The 14,714-nt window shown below is 70.9% G+C and carries 14 protein-coding genes; 7 read left to right on the top strand and 7 right to left on the bottom strand.

Translation table 11 applies throughout. The annotated features are described in order from the left end of the window. Positions 1 to 102: 102 nt before the first annotated feature. From ACWIF2_RS16060 to ACWIF2_RS16050, 3 genes are all read right to left on the bottom strand, one after another. The gene (locus ACWIF2_RS16060) at positions 103 to 729 is read right to left on the bottom strand and encodes an NADPH-dependent F420 reductase (RefSeq protein ID WP_454360962.1); all 627 of its coding nucleotides are present in this window, start codon (positions 727 to 729) and stop codon (positions 103 to 105) included. Between the two features lie 186 nt (positions 730 to 915). Continuing rightward, on the bottom strand, positions 916 to 2,232 hold the full coding sequence (locus ACWIF2_RS16055; RefSeq protein WP_454360960.1) for a cation:proton antiporter: 1,317 nt from the start codon (positions 2,230 to 2,232) through the stop codon (positions 916 to 918). Between the two features lie 26 nt (positions 2,233 to 2,258). After that, positions 2,259 to 2,678, bottom strand: coding sequence for an SHOCT domain-containing protein (locus ACWIF2_RS16050; protein WP_454360958.1), 420 nt, complete (start codon positions 2,676 to 2,678; stop codon positions 2,259 to 2,261). A 174-nt stretch (positions 2,679 to 2,852) separates the two neighbouring features. Between ACWIF2_RS16050 and ACWIF2_RS16045 the strand changes: the two genes are divergently transcribed. Both ACWIF2_RS16045 and ACWIF2_RS16040 read left to right on the top strand, forming a co-directional pair. Further along, complete coding sequence (locus ACWIF2_RS16045) at positions 2,853 to 3,356, top strand: hemerythrin domain-containing protein (RefSeq protein ID WP_454360957.1); 504 nt, start codon at positions 2,853 to 2,855, stop codon at positions 3,354 to 3,356. Positions 3,357 to 3,472: 116 nt separating this feature from the next. Further along, positions 3,473 to 4,900 carry a hypothetical protein gene (locus ACWIF2_RS16040; protein WP_454360956.1) on the top strand — a complete coding sequence of 476 codons (1,428 nt, stop codon included), beginning with the start codon at positions 3,473 to 3,475 and terminating at the stop codon, positions 4,898 to 4,900. 60 nt (positions 4,901 to 4,960) lie between these two features. On the opposite strand, the gene ACWIF2_RS16035 is transcribed toward ACWIF2_RS16040, so the two are convergent. Then, entirely contained in the window at positions 4,961 to 5,470 is a 510-nt protein-coding gene (locus ACWIF2_RS16035) for a hypothetical protein (protein ID WP_454360954.1), read from the bottom strand. Between the two features lie 205 nt (positions 5,471 to 5,675). On the opposite strand from ACWIF2_RS16035, the gene ACWIF2_RS16030 reads away from it, so the two are divergent. The 3 genes from ACWIF2_RS16030 to ACWIF2_RS16020 are packed head-to-tail and all read left to right on the top strand — an operon-like array spanning position 5,676 to position 8,906. Then, entirely contained in the window at positions 5,676 to 6,755 is a 1,080-nt protein-coding gene (locus ACWIF2_RS16030; RefSeq protein ID WP_454360952.1) for a hypothetical protein, read from the top strand. Continuing rightward, positions 6,745 to 8,415 (top strand): polyprenyl synthetase family protein, encoded by a 1,671-nt coding sequence (locus tag ACWIF2_RS16025; protein ID WP_454360950.1) that lies wholly within the window; start codon positions 6,745 to 6,747, stop codon positions 8,413 to 8,415. Before ACWIF2_RS16030 ends, ACWIF2_RS16025 begins: the two co-directional genes overlap by 11 nt. Next, positions 8,412 to 8,906: a hypothetical protein gene (locus ACWIF2_RS16020; protein ID WP_454360948.1), complete on the top strand. Its 495-nt coding sequence runs from the start codon at positions 8,412 to 8,414 to the stop codon at positions 8,904 to 8,906. Before ACWIF2_RS16025 ends, ACWIF2_RS16020 begins: the two co-directional genes overlap by 4 nt. Here the strand turns inward: ACWIF2_RS16020 and ACWIF2_RS16015 are convergent. Continuing rightward, a complete protein-coding gene (locus tag ACWIF2_RS16015; RefSeq protein ID WP_454360946.1) occupies positions 8,860 to 11,247 on the bottom strand; it encodes a glycoside hydrolase family 65 protein in 2,388 nt (795 codons plus the stop codon). The two genes, ACWIF2_RS16020 and ACWIF2_RS16015, sit on opposite strands and share 47 nt — an antisense overlap. Before the next feature lie 92 nt (positions 11,248 to 11,339). Continuing rightward, complete coding sequence (locus ACWIF2_RS16010; protein WP_454361024.1) at positions 11,340 to 12,215, bottom strand: universal stress protein; 876 nt, start codon at positions 12,213 to 12,215, stop codon at positions 11,340 to 11,342. 242 nt (positions 12,216 to 12,457) lie between these two features. Here ACWIF2_RS16010 and ACWIF2_RS16005 point away from each other — a divergent pair, with 242 nt between their 5' ends. Then, the gene (locus ACWIF2_RS16005; protein ID WP_454360945.1) at positions 12,458 to 12,916 is read left to right on the top strand and encodes a Crp/Fnr family transcriptional regulator; all 459 of its coding nucleotides are present in this window, start codon (positions 12,458 to 12,460) and stop codon (positions 12,914 to 12,916) included. A gap of 105 nt (positions 12,917 to 13,021) precedes the next feature. Here ACWIF2_RS16005 and ACWIF2_RS16000 read toward each other — a convergent pair whose 3' ends face one another. Next, positions 13,022 to 14,095 (bottom strand): zinc-dependent alcohol dehydrogenase family protein, encoded by a 1,074-nt coding sequence (locus ACWIF2_RS16000; RefSeq protein WP_454360944.1) that lies wholly within the window; start codon positions 14,093 to 14,095, stop codon positions 13,022 to 13,024. Between the two features lie 132 nt (positions 14,096 to 14,227). Between ACWIF2_RS16000 and ACWIF2_RS15995 the strand changes: the two genes are divergently transcribed. Further along, on the top strand, positions 14,228 to 14,656 hold the full coding sequence (locus ACWIF2_RS15995; protein WP_454360942.1) for an STAS domain-containing protein: 429 nt from the start codon (positions 14,228 to 14,230) through the stop codon (positions 14,654 to 14,656). Positions 14,657 to 14,714: the final 58 nt, after the last annotated feature.

The following is a 14,714-nucleotide window of genomic DNA, read 5'->3' as shown; positions in this document are numbered from 1 at the left end:
GTCGCCTCGCCACCGCATTCGCGTTCAGGGTCAGCAAGTACGACTACCACGACTGCAACCGTGGCTCGAAGTACCCCAAGTGCGTCGGGGACTGAGCCTGCTCTAGGCGGCCGGTCGGGCGACCACGTTGATGTTGAAGGTGTGAGAGCCGAGGCCGCCCGCGATGCCCATGAAGAGCAGGGCGAAGTGCTCCTGCCCGCGTGCCGTGCGGATACCGCCGATGTCGAGCTGGGACGACGCGGGCCAGCCGAGGTCGGTGAGCAGCAAGCCGGCGGTCCGCTTCGCCTCGGCGTCGTCGCCGGAGAGGAAGACGGTGCTCGGGCCCTCCAGATCGCCCGGGGCGCTCATCACCGTGGAGTCCATGGTGCACAGCGTCTTCACGACGGGGGTCAGGGGGAACGCGTCCTGGATCTGTTCCCCCAGGCTGCTGTTGGGATGGGAGAGCTCGACGAAGTCGTCGGAGAGACCGACCCCGACATCGATCAGCGGGATTCCGGCCAGTGCCGCGGCCCCGATCGAGCGCAGCAGCTCGACCGAGACGGTCCCCGGGGTGGCGTTGACCAGTACCTCCGCATGAGCGGCGGCTTCGCCCAGACTCCCCACGGGGAGCCCGAGATCCGTCCGCTCCCCGGGCCGGCGCGAGCCGAGAAGGACGTCATGCCCCGCGGCGCTCCAGCCGTGGGCGAGTGCTCGGGCGACGTTGCCTGTGCCAAGTAGTCCTATACGCATGCTGGGACGCTAACTGTCCTGCGGGGCACGGCGAATCGGGCCTCCGTCCCGCGTGAACCGGCACGAAAGACCTAGTCCGGTGGTCGCCCACCCGGGGTTCTCCGCTTCGGCGGGTACCCGTCCCGCAGCCGGCGGGCCCGGGAAGATGACGCCGGCGGGCCGCCGCTCGCATCGGCATCGGCCCCCTTACCGCGCCGTCGGCGCATGCCCGGCCTCCCCGTCCCGGGGCAGGTTCTCGCGCAGCCCCGGTCGCAGGGCGGCGGCCTTCCGGTACCAGGCGCCGTACCGCTTCGCGAGGACCACGGCCGACATGCCGTGCAGGAGGATGCTGAACGCGACGGTGACCGCGATCACCCGGCCGAGGAGCTGAACGCCCGGGACGTGCTCCTCCACGAGGAGAAGCCCGAAGACGACGGAGGCGAGGCCGCGCGGCCCGAACCATCCGATGTAGGCGACCGTGGGAAGGGCCAGGCCGGTCCCGGCCAGGGAGAGGGCGACCGGCAGCATCCGGACCACGGTGAGGCTCAGCACGGCATAGACGATGATCCGCCAGTCGAGATCGTCGAGCGTCGGCCCGAGCAGGACGGCACCGAAGACCAGGAAGCTCAACGAGGCGAGAAGGTCGGCGAGATGCCCGGCGAGACCGGCGGAGTCGTCGACGGCGGCCGGGGCCTCCGCCTCTGGTCGCGCCTCCGCCGCCGGTCCGCCCCGCCGCACGGATACACCGAAGGCGAAGCCGGCCACCCAGGCCGCGATGAAGCCGCTCCCGTCGAAGGCGACGGCCACGGTGTACGCGCCCACGGCCACGGCCAGGACGAACGTCTGCCGCCAGTCACCACCGATCCAGCCCCTCGCCCGCGACCGGCGCAACAGCCACCCGCCGAGCCCTCCCACGGCCAGGCCCCACGCGGTGCTGAGCACGAGCGCACGCCAGAAGACTCCGTCGGCCCCCTCCTGCGAGGTCACGGTTCCGGGCAGGGCCGCGAGGAAGAGCACGAAGAAGGGCAGCGCCATACCGTCGTTGAGGCCGGATTCGACATTCAGGCCGCCGCGCACCAGCGGGGGAACCCGGCGGTCGGAGACCGCCGTCTTGCCGAGTGCGGCGTCGGTCGGCGCGAGCACGGCACCGAGCAGGGCCAGTTCCCACAGGGTCAGCCCCGGCAGCAGGGGCCACGCCAGCAGCCAGCCCGCCCCGATGGTCAACGGCAGACCGATGCCCAGCAGGCGGCCCGGGAGGAATCCGCCGAGGCGCAGATCCCGTCGCCGTACGGACATGGCGTCGGTGAACAGGACCAGCGTCAGGGCGGCTTCGACCAGGGTGAGCACGGGGCCCGAGTCGTGCTTCAGGTCGAGGAGATCGAGCCCGACCGGGCCGATGGCGATCCCGCAGCCGGTGAACACCATCGGCGCCGACACGGCGGTGGTGGCCAGCCGCCGGGAGAAGAGGGCGTACCCGGCCGTCACGGCGGCCACGGCCGCCCCCGCCCAGACGCTGCCGCTCACCGTGCCTCACCCGTCAGGGCGTGCGGTCACGGGTGGAGGACCTTCTCCTTGGCCTGGCGGAACTCCTCGTCGGAGATGTCGCCGCGGGCCCGGATCTGCGAGAGCTTGTCGAGCTGGTCCGCCTCGCTGGCCGGGCCGGTGGCGCCGACGGTCTCGCGGATGTAGCGGTCCGTCTCGTCCAGCTTGGCCTTCACATGGTCCTGTTCCCGCTTGCCCATGCCCTTGCCCCTGGCGACGACGTAGACGAAGACGCCCAGGAAGGGCAGGACGATGGTGAAGACCAGCCATCCCGTCTTGGCCCAGCCGCTCAGGGCGTCGTCGCGGAAGATGTCGACGATGACGCGGAAGAGCAGGAAGATCCACATGACCCACAGGAAGATCCACATGATCGTCCAGAAGGCCCCGAGGACCGGGTAGTCGTAGGCCAGGTTCACATAGCTGCCCATGGCTTCTCCCACAGACGAGGATCCGGCGCTTATTGACAGGTTTCGCCTGCTTATCAACTTTATCGAGGGCTGCCGGACGGCGCATGGCCGGAACACCAGCCGCGCGGCTGAACGCGGTGCGCGGGGGTATCCGGTTCCGGCAAGGTTCCCTCGTACGGAAGTGATGCCCGCCCCATGACCGAGACACGAGACGTCGTCGAACTCATCCTCCAGGACCACAGGAGAATGGAGGACCTCTTCCACCGGATGCGCAGCGTCGAATCCGACCGGGCGGCCGCACTGCGGGAGTTCGCCGGTCTGCTGATCGCGCACGCGCTGGCGGAGGAGTCGAAGGTGTACCCCGCCCTCAAGCGCTACAAGAGGATCGACGACGACGAGCTCGAACACGGCGAGGAGGAGCACGAGGAGGGCAACGAGGCGCTCCTCGAACTCATGGAGGTCGGCGAGGTCGGCTCCGCCGAGTGGGACGAGAAGCTTGAAGAGCTCGTGAAGGCCATCACCCACCACACCGACGAGGAAGAGCGCACCATCCTCAACGGCGCCCGCGAGAACGTCGCCATGGACCGCCGGGAGGAACTGGGCGAGGCGTTCCTGGCGGAACGGGAGCGTCGGCTGAGGGAAGGGTGCGGCGCTGTGGAGAACGTGCGCCGCATCGTCCGTCGCTCCTCCGAGGGGTAGCGCGACGTACGGCCGGACAGGTGAGGGTCGGCCTCATTGCTCTTGGCATATGCATACGAATCGGCACATATGTGAAGGGATGGTGGAAAAACCTTCGAGTGTAGGAGTCGTGTTCGATGACCACTGTGGAGAAGGCGAGTGCGGGGGCGGGCAGCGATCCCGAGGGGACCGGCATCCAGGTCCTGGGCTACACCGACAAGATCCCGCACGCTTCCCGCGAATTCCGGCTCGACGGACGGCTGCGGGTGCCCGCGGGGGTTCGGATCACCCAGGTGGAATCCACCTACAACATGGACCGCACGGACTTGTACCCCGCGAAGCAGCTCTTCAGGGGGCAGGGCGGCCACGGCGCCGAAGGGGCCAACTACGAGATCGTCGACCTGGCGATGCCGGGCGACGAAACCGACGTCATCACCTTCACGCTGCGCAACGAGCTGAATTACCTGAATTTGCCGGCGCCCGAGGGGAAGCGCTCGCTCACCGTCCGGATCACCCTCACCAACGGCAAGGTCGAGATCCAGCCGGTGGCCCAGGTGTTCTCGAAGCTTCCACGACCCTGGCCGGTGGTCTCGGGCCGTCCCCAGGCGCAGTTCGGCTACGTCTCCGACGACGGAAGGATCCCGGCAGGCACCTTCCACGTCCGGATCCACAACGCCGACGAGGGGAGCAAGGAGGCGAAGGGCAACCACACGGATCACGTGTACTACCAGCTGGTGCACGAGGACGGCACCCCCTCGAACCTGACGCCCGAACCGGTGAAGCAGCCGATCAAGGGGACCAGCGACCTGGCGGAGGTCGACCTGGCGAAAGTGGATTGGGCCGTCAAGGAACTGAACCTGCGTGAGGCCAAGGACAAGCACGGCTTCTACCGCTTCCTGGTCTGGCCCCAGGTGAGCGACGGCCCGGGCGGCCCTGTGAACGAAAAGCTGAGCTGGGACCGGACCAAGCTCGAGGAAGGCTGGTTCCTGGGCAGCGTGTACTACCGCTACCACGCCACCTCGGACGGTGTGTCGCACGACGGACACAAGGAATCCGGCCAGACAAAGGTCGAGGACATCAAGAGAGAGACCGGCCCCGCCGACGAACACCAGCTGGCCATCTTTCAGGTGCGGGACGCGATCCCGCAGGTCACTGTCGGTAAGGGGGCGGAGGACAAGAAGAATCCGGGTCACTTCATCCTGATCGCGATGACCTCCGCCGACGAGCAGCCGGTCAGCATCGGCAAGCTCCGTCAGGAGTTCCACGCGCCCAAGGGCCTGGTCTTCACCGGAGTCGCGGGATACGCATACTTCGACCACCTGCGCGACTGGCAGCAGACCAAGCCCACCCTGCTGCCCTGCTCGCTGGAGGACAACGGCAAGACGTTGATCGTCGAGGCGCCCCTCCACCTCTTCACCGGCGCCCAGGACCGGCCGTTCCTGGGCTACGGCCTCGCCGTCGCGGCCGAGGACGGCGCCACCCCCGGTACGTACGACGACGGGTACGCGATCTTCGGCAAGCACCACGGCAAGGTCAAGCTGACGGGGACCGTCATCAAGCCCTGAGCCCCACCTGGATCGACCGGCCCCGGGCCCGCCGCACGGTGGACCCGGGGCCGTCGCGGCTCAGAGGTCGTCAGCGGCCCGGACGGGACAGAGGGCCTGGGCCGTCCAGAGCTGGTTGAGGGTGGTCCTGGGTCGCAGGATCAGCACGGTCTCGAGTTCGTGCGCCCCCTCCATGGGGCCGATCGCCAGGCCGTTGTCGTGGGAGGGCACCAGGAGGAAGTCGTTCAGGCCGGGCAGGGCGCGCTCGAGGTGCCAGACCTGTCCGCGGTCGTGGTCCTGCCGGGTGCGCATCTTGAGGGTGGTGTTCTCCTTGGCGTCGTCGACCGTCAGGTACATCGCCGTCGTCAGGTGGTTCCTGATGCGCACACCGTTGTGGGCCGGCTCGAAGGACCAGATGCGACCGAGGTGGTCACCCGCGGCCGAGTAGTTGCTTCCGTGGTCGTTGGGCGTCCCCGTGTGCCACAGGCGCATCTCGGTGCCCGAGCCGGTCTTGTGGAAGTGCGGTGTGATCACATTCCCGCTGACGGAGTGGACGATGACCATTCTCTTGTCGAACGCGACGTCGATCATGACGGTTCCTCTCTGGGCTGGTGATGCTCGGGAGCGGCAGCAAGCGTCAGCCCGGTGACCGGTGACCCGCGCGTGCCGCGACGGGTGTTGATCATGGGTTCACTCGTTCGAGGGACTCGCCAGGAGGCCGTTTCCGCCTGCTGGCCCGCACCGAGCTTGCGCAACGCAAAGTAGTCATTGATCACGGATGGTTACTCTCCGGAGTGTGAGCACGGCATCAGAGGTGGGTGAGCGGCGGCTGGGCCCGGCAGGGCCCTTCCCGCAGGGAGTCCTCGGCGGGCTGCGGGGCGGGCCGCTGGAGCGGCAATGGCTGCACTACGCGTTTCTGTCCCGGTGCGGGAACCTCGCGGTGATCGCGAACCTGTCCTCGCTCGGGGCCGACCGCGCGGACGACTCCCCGCACCAGCGGGCCATCGTGCTGGTGCACGACCGGGACGGCGGCTGGGAGGCCAGCCAGTTCAACGCCCGTCGTCAGCAGGTGGCGTGGTCCTCGTTCCGGTTACCCCGTGCCGACGGAGCCGACGGCGCCTTCATGGTGGCGGCTGTGGCCGGGTCACCGGCGGTCGACCTGAGGCTGCGCGGCACCGGCCGCGCGTGCGTGTCCCAGTGCGCGCCGTTCGGTGCGGACGAGTTCCTGCGCTGGCAGTCCGAGCCGGGGATCCTCGCCTCCGGGACGGTGACGGTCCACGGGCGCCCCAGGCGGGTGGCCCTGACCGGCTATCACGAGCGGGTCAGAGGCCGGTGGAGCTGGCCGACGCTGGGCGGCTGGGTGTTCGGATTCGTCAACGCCCCGCACGGACAGGCCGTCGACGGCACCCCGCGCACTGCGGACGCCACGGCTCCGCCGCCCGCGGCCGTCGTCTTCACCCTCGTCCAGCCCCGCTACCCGGGCAACGCCGCCAACGGCTCGCTGATGCTGTGGCGCCATGGCCGGCTGTGGCGCCACTTCCCGCGGCGCTGCCTGGACATGGCCGTCGACGGCGCGCTGGACCGGGACCATGTGGTGCTCGTGCCCCCGTTGGCGGACCTGCTGAACACACCGGCGTGCTCGGTGGTGCCGGGGCGGCTGGTGATCAGCGCGCGGATGGGCCGGGACCATCTCCTGCTGGACTTCACCAGCCGGACGGCCGGGCGCATCGCCAACCCGTGCGAGCGCGGACTGCGGCCCTTCAGCGTGCACGAGACACTCGGCCCCTGCCGAGTGGAGGGCGTGGTCTCCGGCCGGCGGGTGGCGTTCGAGACACGGGGCATCGTCGAGTTCGCCGGAGGAGCCGATGAGCGCTGACACCACCGCCGGGCCCGGCACGGGCGCCGCGCTCCTGAGGGACACCGTGGCCGCACTGTCGGAACGGGCCCCCGCCGTGGTGGCCGCGGCAGCCGATCAGATGCGGGGCATCCGGCTCGGACTGTCCTTCAACGACGGCACCACGGCGTCGCTGACACCGCGCCACAGCCGCCTGGTGTTCGACGAGGGCCGGGACGGCGCCGCCGACGTCGAGGTGGTCTTCGACGACCGGGCCATGAACCTGCTCTTCGATCTCCAGTGCCGCCCGGTCGACCAGGTCCTGCCCACGAGCCTGGATGTGCGGGGCGAAGGCCGCCAGGTGCTCGCGGTGTGGCGGGCGTTCGCCCTGCTGTCACAGCGGGCCTCGGGCCTGCGGCACGTGCAGGGACTGTGGGAGGACTACCGGCGCCGGTCTCCCGGCCTGTGGGGCACCGCCGTACACACCCCCGAGGAGCAGGGCGACGACGTAGGGGAAACGACGGGCTGGACGGCCCTGGACTACCTCAACCACCGTCGGCCCGGACCGGCTTCCGCCGCCGACGCGGCCATCGGCGGGCGACTGGTGATCCCTCCCCGGTCCCTGTGGAACGGCCGCACCAGCACCCCCTGGTGGGAGGAACTCCCGCTCACCGACGCGGACCTGGTCGACACCATGCGCGTCTGCCGGGACCGGGTGGCCGAGGAGATGCGGCACCTGATCCCCGACCGGGAACCGCGCCGGGACCTGTACGACCTCATGCGCGACTACCCCGCCCGCCAGGGCAAGGGACTCAGGCCCACCCTCGCCGTCGCGGCCTGTGTCGCCTTCGGCGGGCGCGCCCAGGACGCCGTACGCAGCGCGGCCGCGCTCGAGCTGTTCCACAACGGCTTCCTCGTTCACGACGACATCGCCGACGAGTCCACCCACCGGCGGAGCCTGCCCACCCTGCACACCGCGCACGGCGCCGGACTCGCCGTGAACGTGGGCGACGGGCTGAACCTGCTCGCCATCGACGCGGTCCTGTCGAACCTGACCGGTCTCGGCCTGGCCCGCACCCTCGGCCTGATCCGCGAGACGCTCCACATGTGCCGGGAGAGCTTCGAGGGCCAGGCCATGGAACTGGGCTGGATCCGGCACCGGGAAGTACCCACCGAGGACGAGGCGTACTTCACGATGAGCACCAAGAAGACCGGCTGGTACACGTGCATCAGCCCCTGCCGCATCGGCGCGGTATGCGCCGGCGTCACCGACCCGGCCGTCCTGGACCGGTTCGACGAGGCGTTCCGGCTGATCGGCATCGCCTTCCAGATCCAGGACGACGTCCTCAACCTGACCGGCGACGAAGCCCTCTACGGCAAGGAGGCCCTCGGCGACCTGTGGGAGGGCAAACGGACCATCATGCTCATCCACCTCCTGCGCACCGCCACCCACCCCTGGGAACACGAACTGCTGCGTCAGATCGTCCTCAGACCCCGCGAGGAGCAGCAGGCCCAGGACGTCCGGGTCGTACTGGACTACATGCGCCGCCGGGGATCCATCGACTACGCCATCGCCCTCGCCGACGACCTCGCCGCCCGCGGCATCGCCCACTTCGAACGCGACCTCGACGCCATCCCCGAGAACAAGGGCAAGGCCGTACTCCGCCAGATCGCCCACTACGTCACCTCAAGGCCACTGTGACCACCACGCCCTCACCGAGCCCGTCCGACGAACAGGTACGCAAGGTCCTCACCACGGCGAACCTCTGGACCCGGGCCGCCCTGTGCACCCTCGCCCGCCACGGCGCCGCCCTGCGCCGCGACGATCCCGCCCGCGCCGGGGAGGTACTCGACACCCTCGCACCGTGGCCGCCCTACAAGGGCGGGCAGTTCCTCTTCGACCTCATGGAGTGGGAAGACTTCATGCTCGACGGAAACCCGCCCCCGCTCCTCCCCCTCGAACAAGCCCTCACCACAGCCGGCCTGCCGCTGAAATGGCTTCGCGCGGCCACCGGCGGACCGGCCGGCGAGTCCGGCGCCTCCACCCCCCAGGACCTGCCGCAGCTCGAGAGCGGCCGCTACCTCTACGAGGACGTCGTACTCGGCGCCTGGGAAACGTCCCGCCGGCTGTGCCAGTCCGTCTCCGTCAGTCAGCCAGGAAAAGCCGGCACGTCTCGCCCGGCTGGACGCTGACCGCGCGGTCGGGCAGTTCGATGTCGATCGGCATCAGGTCGGACGGCGGTACGGCGATCTCCAGTTGTCCGTGCGTCAGCCGCAGCTTGATGCCCCAGTGGCCCTGGTAGCTGATGGAGAAGCCGTACGAGGACAGCTCGGGCAGCGGGACGGGGTCCAGCCACAGCGCTCCGGAGCGGGTCTCCAGGCCAGGCAGGCCTCGCTGGACGAAGTCGAGGGTGCCGGCCATGGCGCCCAGGTGGATCCCCTCGCCGGTGGTGCCGCCCTGCAGGTCGGCGATGTCGCCGCGCAGGGCCTCCTGGCAGAACTTCCACGCGTCCGAGCGTCGGCAACGGGCCAGCACCCAGCCGTGGACCAGGCCGCTGAGGGTGGAGCCGTGACTGGTGCGGCCCAGGTAGTAGTCGACCGTGCGCCGCCAGGTGTCCTCGTCCAGCGGGCGGCCCAACCGGGCGAAGAGACCCTGGAGTTCGGCCGGTGAGAAGAGATAGCCGAGCATGAGCACATCGGCCTGCTTCGACGCCTTGTAGCGATTGACCGTGTCACCCTCCGCCTCCAGGATCCGGTCCAGGCGCCGGATGTCGTCGTACCGCTTGCGATAGTCGTCCCAGTCGAGTTCCGGCAGGTCGCCGTAGCCCTCGAACTGGCTGATGACTCCGTCGTGGAAGGGCACGTGAAGCGTCCGCGAGACGTCCTCCCAGTGGTCCGGTTCGCTGTCGTCCAGACCTGTGCGCTCGACGAGCTCACGGCGGCGGGGTTCGGGCAGCGTGCGCAGCACCTCCAGGGTGCGGGCGAGGACCCAGGCGGCCGTGACGTTGGTGTACGCGTTGTCGTCCAGGCCGGGCCTCTCCGCGCCGGGGTAGGCCTCGTGGTACTCGTCGGGGCCGACCACGCCCCGGATGCGGTGCCGTCCGAGGGTCTCGTCCCAGGTCGCCGAGTCGGCCCAGAAGCGCGCGATGTGCAGCAGCATCTCGGCGCCCTTGGTGTGCAGGAACTCGGCGTCTCCGCTCGCCTCGCAGTACTGCCACACGTTGTAGGCGATGGCAGAGCCGACGTGGTGCTGAAGGTGGGTGTGGTCGGGCAGCCAGCGGCCCGAGCGCGGGTTGAGGTGCAGTTGCTGTGTCTCCTCGCGTCCGTCGCTGCCGCTCTGCCACGGATACAGCGCGCCCCGCCGGCCGATGGCCCGGGCCGCGACGCGGGCCCGGTCCAGGCGCCGGTGGCGGTAGCGGAGCAGGGCGCCGGACACCTCGGGGAAGTGCAGGTTCAGATACGGCAGCACGAACAACTCGTCCCAGAAGACGTGCCCGCGGTAGGCCTCGCCGTGCAGCCCCCGGGCCGAGACGCCCACGTCCAGGTCGGCGGCGTGCGGGGAGAGGGTCTGCAGCACATGGAAGAGGTGCAGGCGCAGGATCTGGCCCGCTTCCCCGGGGACGTCGAGTTCGGCGCGGCGCCACAGCTGGTGCCAGGCGGTGCGGTGGGATGCCAGGAGGTCGTCGAAACCCGGCGCCGCGCTCACCCGGTCCACGGTTGCCCGAAGGGGGTCACTGATCGCGTAGTCGCGCGAGGTGTGCAGGGCGACGGTCTTGTCGACGGTGGCGGTGCGGCCGTCGACCAGGAACAGCACAACGCGCTGAACCGCGCGCGACGGTTCGTGCGCGTCCGTCACCGGTACCCGGGCCGTCAGCCGGGCGGCCATGCCGATACGGATGTCCGAGGTGCGGGTCCGGCAGCGCAGCCACACCGTGCCGGGCGTCGCCGTACCGGTGTGCGCATGGGTCAGATGGCGGCCGTCCAGGTCCCGGTAGCGCGGCACCCCGGCGTTGGTGACGCCGCCGTCGAGTGCGGCCTCGACCTCGAGATCGCCGGTGAAGTGCTCGGCGGTGAACTCGGTGCGCAGCGCCGCGAGATGGGGATCGGCCATGTGCACCAGGCGCTGCTGCCGTACGGACAGCGCCCGCCCCTGACCGAGGGCGTACCGGGTGCGGCGCTCCAGCACTCCCGAGTCCAGGTGGAGGGTCTGACGGTGGTCCAGGACGGTCCCCGTGTCGGGGGTGAGCCACTCCCCGCCCGCGAGCCGGAAACGCAACGGGAGCCAGTTGGGGACGTTGACCAGGTCCTCGTTCTCGACCCGGCGTCCCGAGACCTCCGAGGTGAGCCGGTTGTAGCAGCCGGCGACGTAGGTGCCCGGGTAGTGGATGTCGTCCGCCGCGCACTCGGGCAGGGCCCCGCGGGTGGCGAAGTAACCGTTGCCCAGGGTGCACAGCGACTCCCTCAGCCGCTCGTCCCCAGGGCGGTAGCCCTCGTATTCCCAGGTCCCGTCGTGCTCCCGCGTCCGGTCCGTCACGAGGCTGTCTCCTCTGTGAAAGGGGCGGAGAGGCCCGGCGCCCTCCCATTCTCTCCTCGCCGGGCCCGCCGCGCTCCTCGGCGTGGGCGCGCTCAGACCCGCTGAGGCACCACGGCCACGGGGCACCGGGCATGGTGCAGCAGCGTGTGGGCCACCCTGCCGAGCTGGAGCCCGAAGTGGCCCTGCCGGCGCTGCGCTCCGACGATCACGAGGTCGGCCGCGGCCGACAAGTGCACCAGTACCTTGCGGGCGGGCCCCTCCGGCGCCGTACGGCGCACCCGGACGCCCGGGTGTTCGGCCACCGCGTCACGCAGCAGCCCGTCGAGCTCGCCCCGGGCCCGCTCCTCGTAGGACCGGTCGGGTGCCTCGGCGAGCGCGGCCGTGTCGTCGGCCTCGTGTGCGGGGCAGCGCCAGGTCCGCACCACGTCGAGCTCGCACCCCCGGGCCTCGGCCTCACGGAAGGCGAACCGGACGGCTTCCCCGCTCGTCTCGGGGTCTCCGGCGCCGAGCAGGATCCGCTCGTGGGTGCCGGCCAGTCCCGCCTTGTCGCCCCGCACCACGATCACCGGGCAGTGGGCGCGGGCCGCGACGGCCAGGCCCACGGAGCCGAGCAGCAGTCCCTTCAGCTCGCCGCGGCCTCGCGACCCGGTGATCAGGGCGGTGGCGTTGTTGCCCTCGTGCAGGAGCGAGTCCGCCGCTTCGGCCAGGAGGACGTCAGTGGACACCTTCACGTCGGGGTTGCGCCGCCCGGCGCGCTCCGCGGCGGAGGCGACGATGTGGTCGGCCGGCACCTGCCCCGCAGGGCGGTCCGGACCGATGGACGGTGCGATGCCCTCGTACCGCTCCCAGAGGGAGGCATGGACCAGTCGCACCGGAAGACCGTGCAGGGCTGCCTCGTCCACCGCCCAGTCGACCGCCGGGAGGCTGCCGTCCGATCCGTCGACACCCACGATCAGGGGCAGTTCCATCGTCATCGTTCCCACCGCCTCGTCACCGGGCAGTCCACAGCTCCACTCTCACCGTCGCACCACCGGAGGCCGGACGCGAGGGGCTGACCGTCCCCTGCCGGGCCCGCTCGGCCCCAGGCCGTGTCCGACGCAGGGCCTGATGGCCCCACGGCCGGGTCCGGGCGGCCCGTGGTGCCCCGCGGCAGGCCGGCACACCCTGTCATCAGCAAACCCCCGAAGGACGGCGAAAGGGAGTCGGAGCGATGACCTCCATCACCAGAGTGGCTGTGGCCCTCCCGGCCGCGCAGCGCGAACGGCTGATGCGCGTCGCCCGCGAGGTGTCCTTCGACGCGGGTGAACGCCTGTTCGAGGAAGGTCGGCGTGCCGACCGGTTCTGGATCGTGCGGACGGGGACCGTCGTGCTCGACCTCCATGTCCCGGGCCGGCGGGCCGCAGTCGTCGAGTCCGTGGGGCAGGGCGAACTGGTCGGCTGGTCGTGGCACTTCCCACCGCATGTGTGGCACCTGGGCGCGGAGGCGATGAGCCCGGTGCGGGCCTTCGAGTTCGACGCGGAGGCCGTGCGGGCGATGTGCGCCCAGGACGCCGAGTTCGGCCGCGTGATCGCGGTCTGGCTCGGCCGCGTGATCGCCGACCGGCTGCAGGCGTCGCGAGTCCGTTTGCTCGATCTGTACGCCCCCTACGGCAGCGGGAGCCCGGCATGAGCGGTCACGGCCCTGCCGAGCGCTGGCCGGCTGGCCCCTACCGTCCGCCGCCCCGGACCATCGCCGCCCGTGACCATCGCCGCCCCTGACCATCCCGGGCCGACGTCAGGCCGCCCTCAGGGGGACGATCTCCTCGTGCCCCTCCTCGCCCAGCACGACCTTGAGCGCGCCGGTGTCCGTGGCCCGGCCGAAGACGTCGTACGCCTCCTCCATGCGGGCCTGCGGGAAGCTGTGCGTGACCAACTGCCCGGTGGGCAACCGGCCGGTGGCGGCCATCCGGAGCAGCGTGGGGGTGGAGTACGTGTCCACCAGGCCCGTGGTGATGGTGACGTTCTTGATCCACAGGTCTTCGAGGTGCAGGGTCGCGGGCGTCCCGTGCACGCCGACGTTGGCCACGCGCCCGCCCGGCCGCACCATGCGCGTGCAGAGCTCGAACGTCTCCGGGACGCCCACGGCCTCCACGACCACATCGGCGCCCAGTCCGTCGGTGAGGTCCGAGACCAGCAGCTCGGGCCCTTCCCGGGCGTCCGCCACCGCGTCCGCGCCGAGCCGCTTGGCCGCCTCCAGCCGCGCGGCGGCCAGATCCACGGCGACGATCCGCTCCGGAGCGAACAGCCGGGCGGTCGCGATGACCGCGAGCCCGACGGGGCCGGCTCCCACGACGGCGACGGTGTCTCCCGGCCGGACGCGTCCGTTGAGCACGCCCACCTCGTACCCGGTCGGGAAGATGTCGGCGAGCAGCACGGCGTCCTTGCTGTCCAGGGCGCTGGGCAGGGGGTGCACGGACAGGTCGGCGTACGGCACGCGGACGTACTCGGCCTGGGTGCCGTCGATCAGGCGGCCCAGGATCCATCCCCCGCCGCCCCGGCACTGTCCGTACACGCTCTCCCGGCAGTAGCGGCAGCGGCCGCAGGCGGTGATGCAGGAGACCAGGACCCGGTCTCCCGGCGCCACGGTGCGCACGTCACCGCCGATGTCGACGACCTCACCGACCGCCTCGTGCCCCAGCACAGTGCCCGGGCGTACCTCGGGAACGTCGCCCTTGAGGATGTGCAGGTCCGTTCCGCAGATGGTGACGGCGTCCACCCGCACGATGACGTCGGTCGGCTCCTTGATGCCGGGGTCCGGGACGTCCTCCCAGGCGGACTGTCCGGGGCCGTGGAAGACGTAGCCCTTCATGGCACTCCCACCTTTCCGGTGCGCTCGCGATGCCGGTAACGCACCGCGATTCCAGCTTGGCGCGGGTGGGCGGGAGGCGCTTGGGCCGGTCGGCCCTATCGCGGATCCGACCTTCCGCGCTTTGCTCGGGCCATGTCCGAGAACCCCGTCGGGTCCGCGCCGCCTCCCGCGGAGCGCACGGTCGGCGAGAGCACCGTCGTGACGCTGCGCGGCGAGCTGGACGTGCGCACGGCACCGGGCCTGACGGCGCGCCTCGACGCGCTGACCGCCGGCCCTCATCCCGACCTGGTGCTGGACCTGCGTCCGGTGGCCTTCATCGACTGCGCCGGGCTCGGGATCCTGTGCCGGGCGCGGAACCGTGTGCTGGCCCGGCACGGCAGGCTGCGCCTGGTATCCGACAGCGCCGGCTTCCGACGCGTTCTGCGGCACACGGGGCTGGCGGGCGCCTTCGAGGTGCTTCCCTGCCTGCCTCCGGGAGACGAACGGCCGGAGGCTTCGGGGCCGGACGGGCAGGCACGGCCGGACGGGCAGTCACGCGGGAGTCAACTCGCCGGCTCGTGACCGATCCGGTGGGATGTCCCGCTCCGAGGCCGAGGAGTCGAGCGGGCCGCGTTCGTCG

The sequence above is a fragment of the Streptomyces sp. NPDC055506 genome, assembly GCF_053643595.1.
This window is presented reverse-complemented; position numbering and strand designations above follow the sequence as displayed.

What these genes read in the sequence shown, in the direction of transcription:
- ACWIF2_RS16060 (WP_454360962.1), bottom strand. Translation starts at nt 729, where the DNA reads ATGCGTATAGGACTACTTGGCACAGGCAACGTCGCCCGAGCACTCGCC.
- ACWIF2_RS16050 (WP_454360958.1), bottom strand. Translation starts at nt 2,678, where the DNA reads ATGGGCAGCTATGTGAACCTGGCCTACGACTACCCGGTCCTCGGGGCC.
- ACWIF2_RS16045 (WP_454360957.1), top strand. Translation starts at nt 2,853, where the DNA reads ATGACCGAGACACGAGACGTCGTCGAACTCATCCTCCAGGACCACAGG.
- ACWIF2_RS16040 (WP_454360956.1), top strand. Translation starts at nt 3,473, where the DNA reads ATGACCACTGTGGAGAAGGCGAGTGCGGGGGCGGGCAGCGATCCCGAG.
- ACWIF2_RS16035 (WP_454360954.1), bottom strand. Translation starts at nt 5,470, where the DNA reads ATGATCGACGTCGCGTTCGACAAGAGAATGGTCATCGTCCACTCCGTC.
- ACWIF2_RS16025 (WP_454360950.1), top strand. Translation starts at nt 6,745, where the DNA reads ATGAGCGCTGACACCACCGCCGGGCCCGGCACGGGCGCCGCGCTCCTG.
- ACWIF2_RS16010 (WP_454361024.1), bottom strand. Translation starts at nt 12,215, where the DNA reads ATGGAACTGCCCCTGATCGTGGGTGTCGACGGATCGGACGGCAGCCTC.
- ACWIF2_RS16005 (WP_454360945.1), top strand. Translation starts at nt 12,458, where the DNA reads ATGACCTCCATCACCAGAGTGGCTGTGGCCCTCCCGGCCGCGCAGCGC.
- ACWIF2_RS16000 (WP_454360944.1), bottom strand. Translation starts at nt 14,095, where the DNA reads ATGAAGGGCTACGTCTTCCACGGCCCCGGACAGTCCGCCTGGGAGGAC.
- ACWIF2_RS15995 (WP_454360942.1), top strand. Translation starts at nt 14,228, where the DNA reads ATGTCCGAGAACCCCGTCGGGTCCGCGCCGCCTCCCGCGGAGCGCACG.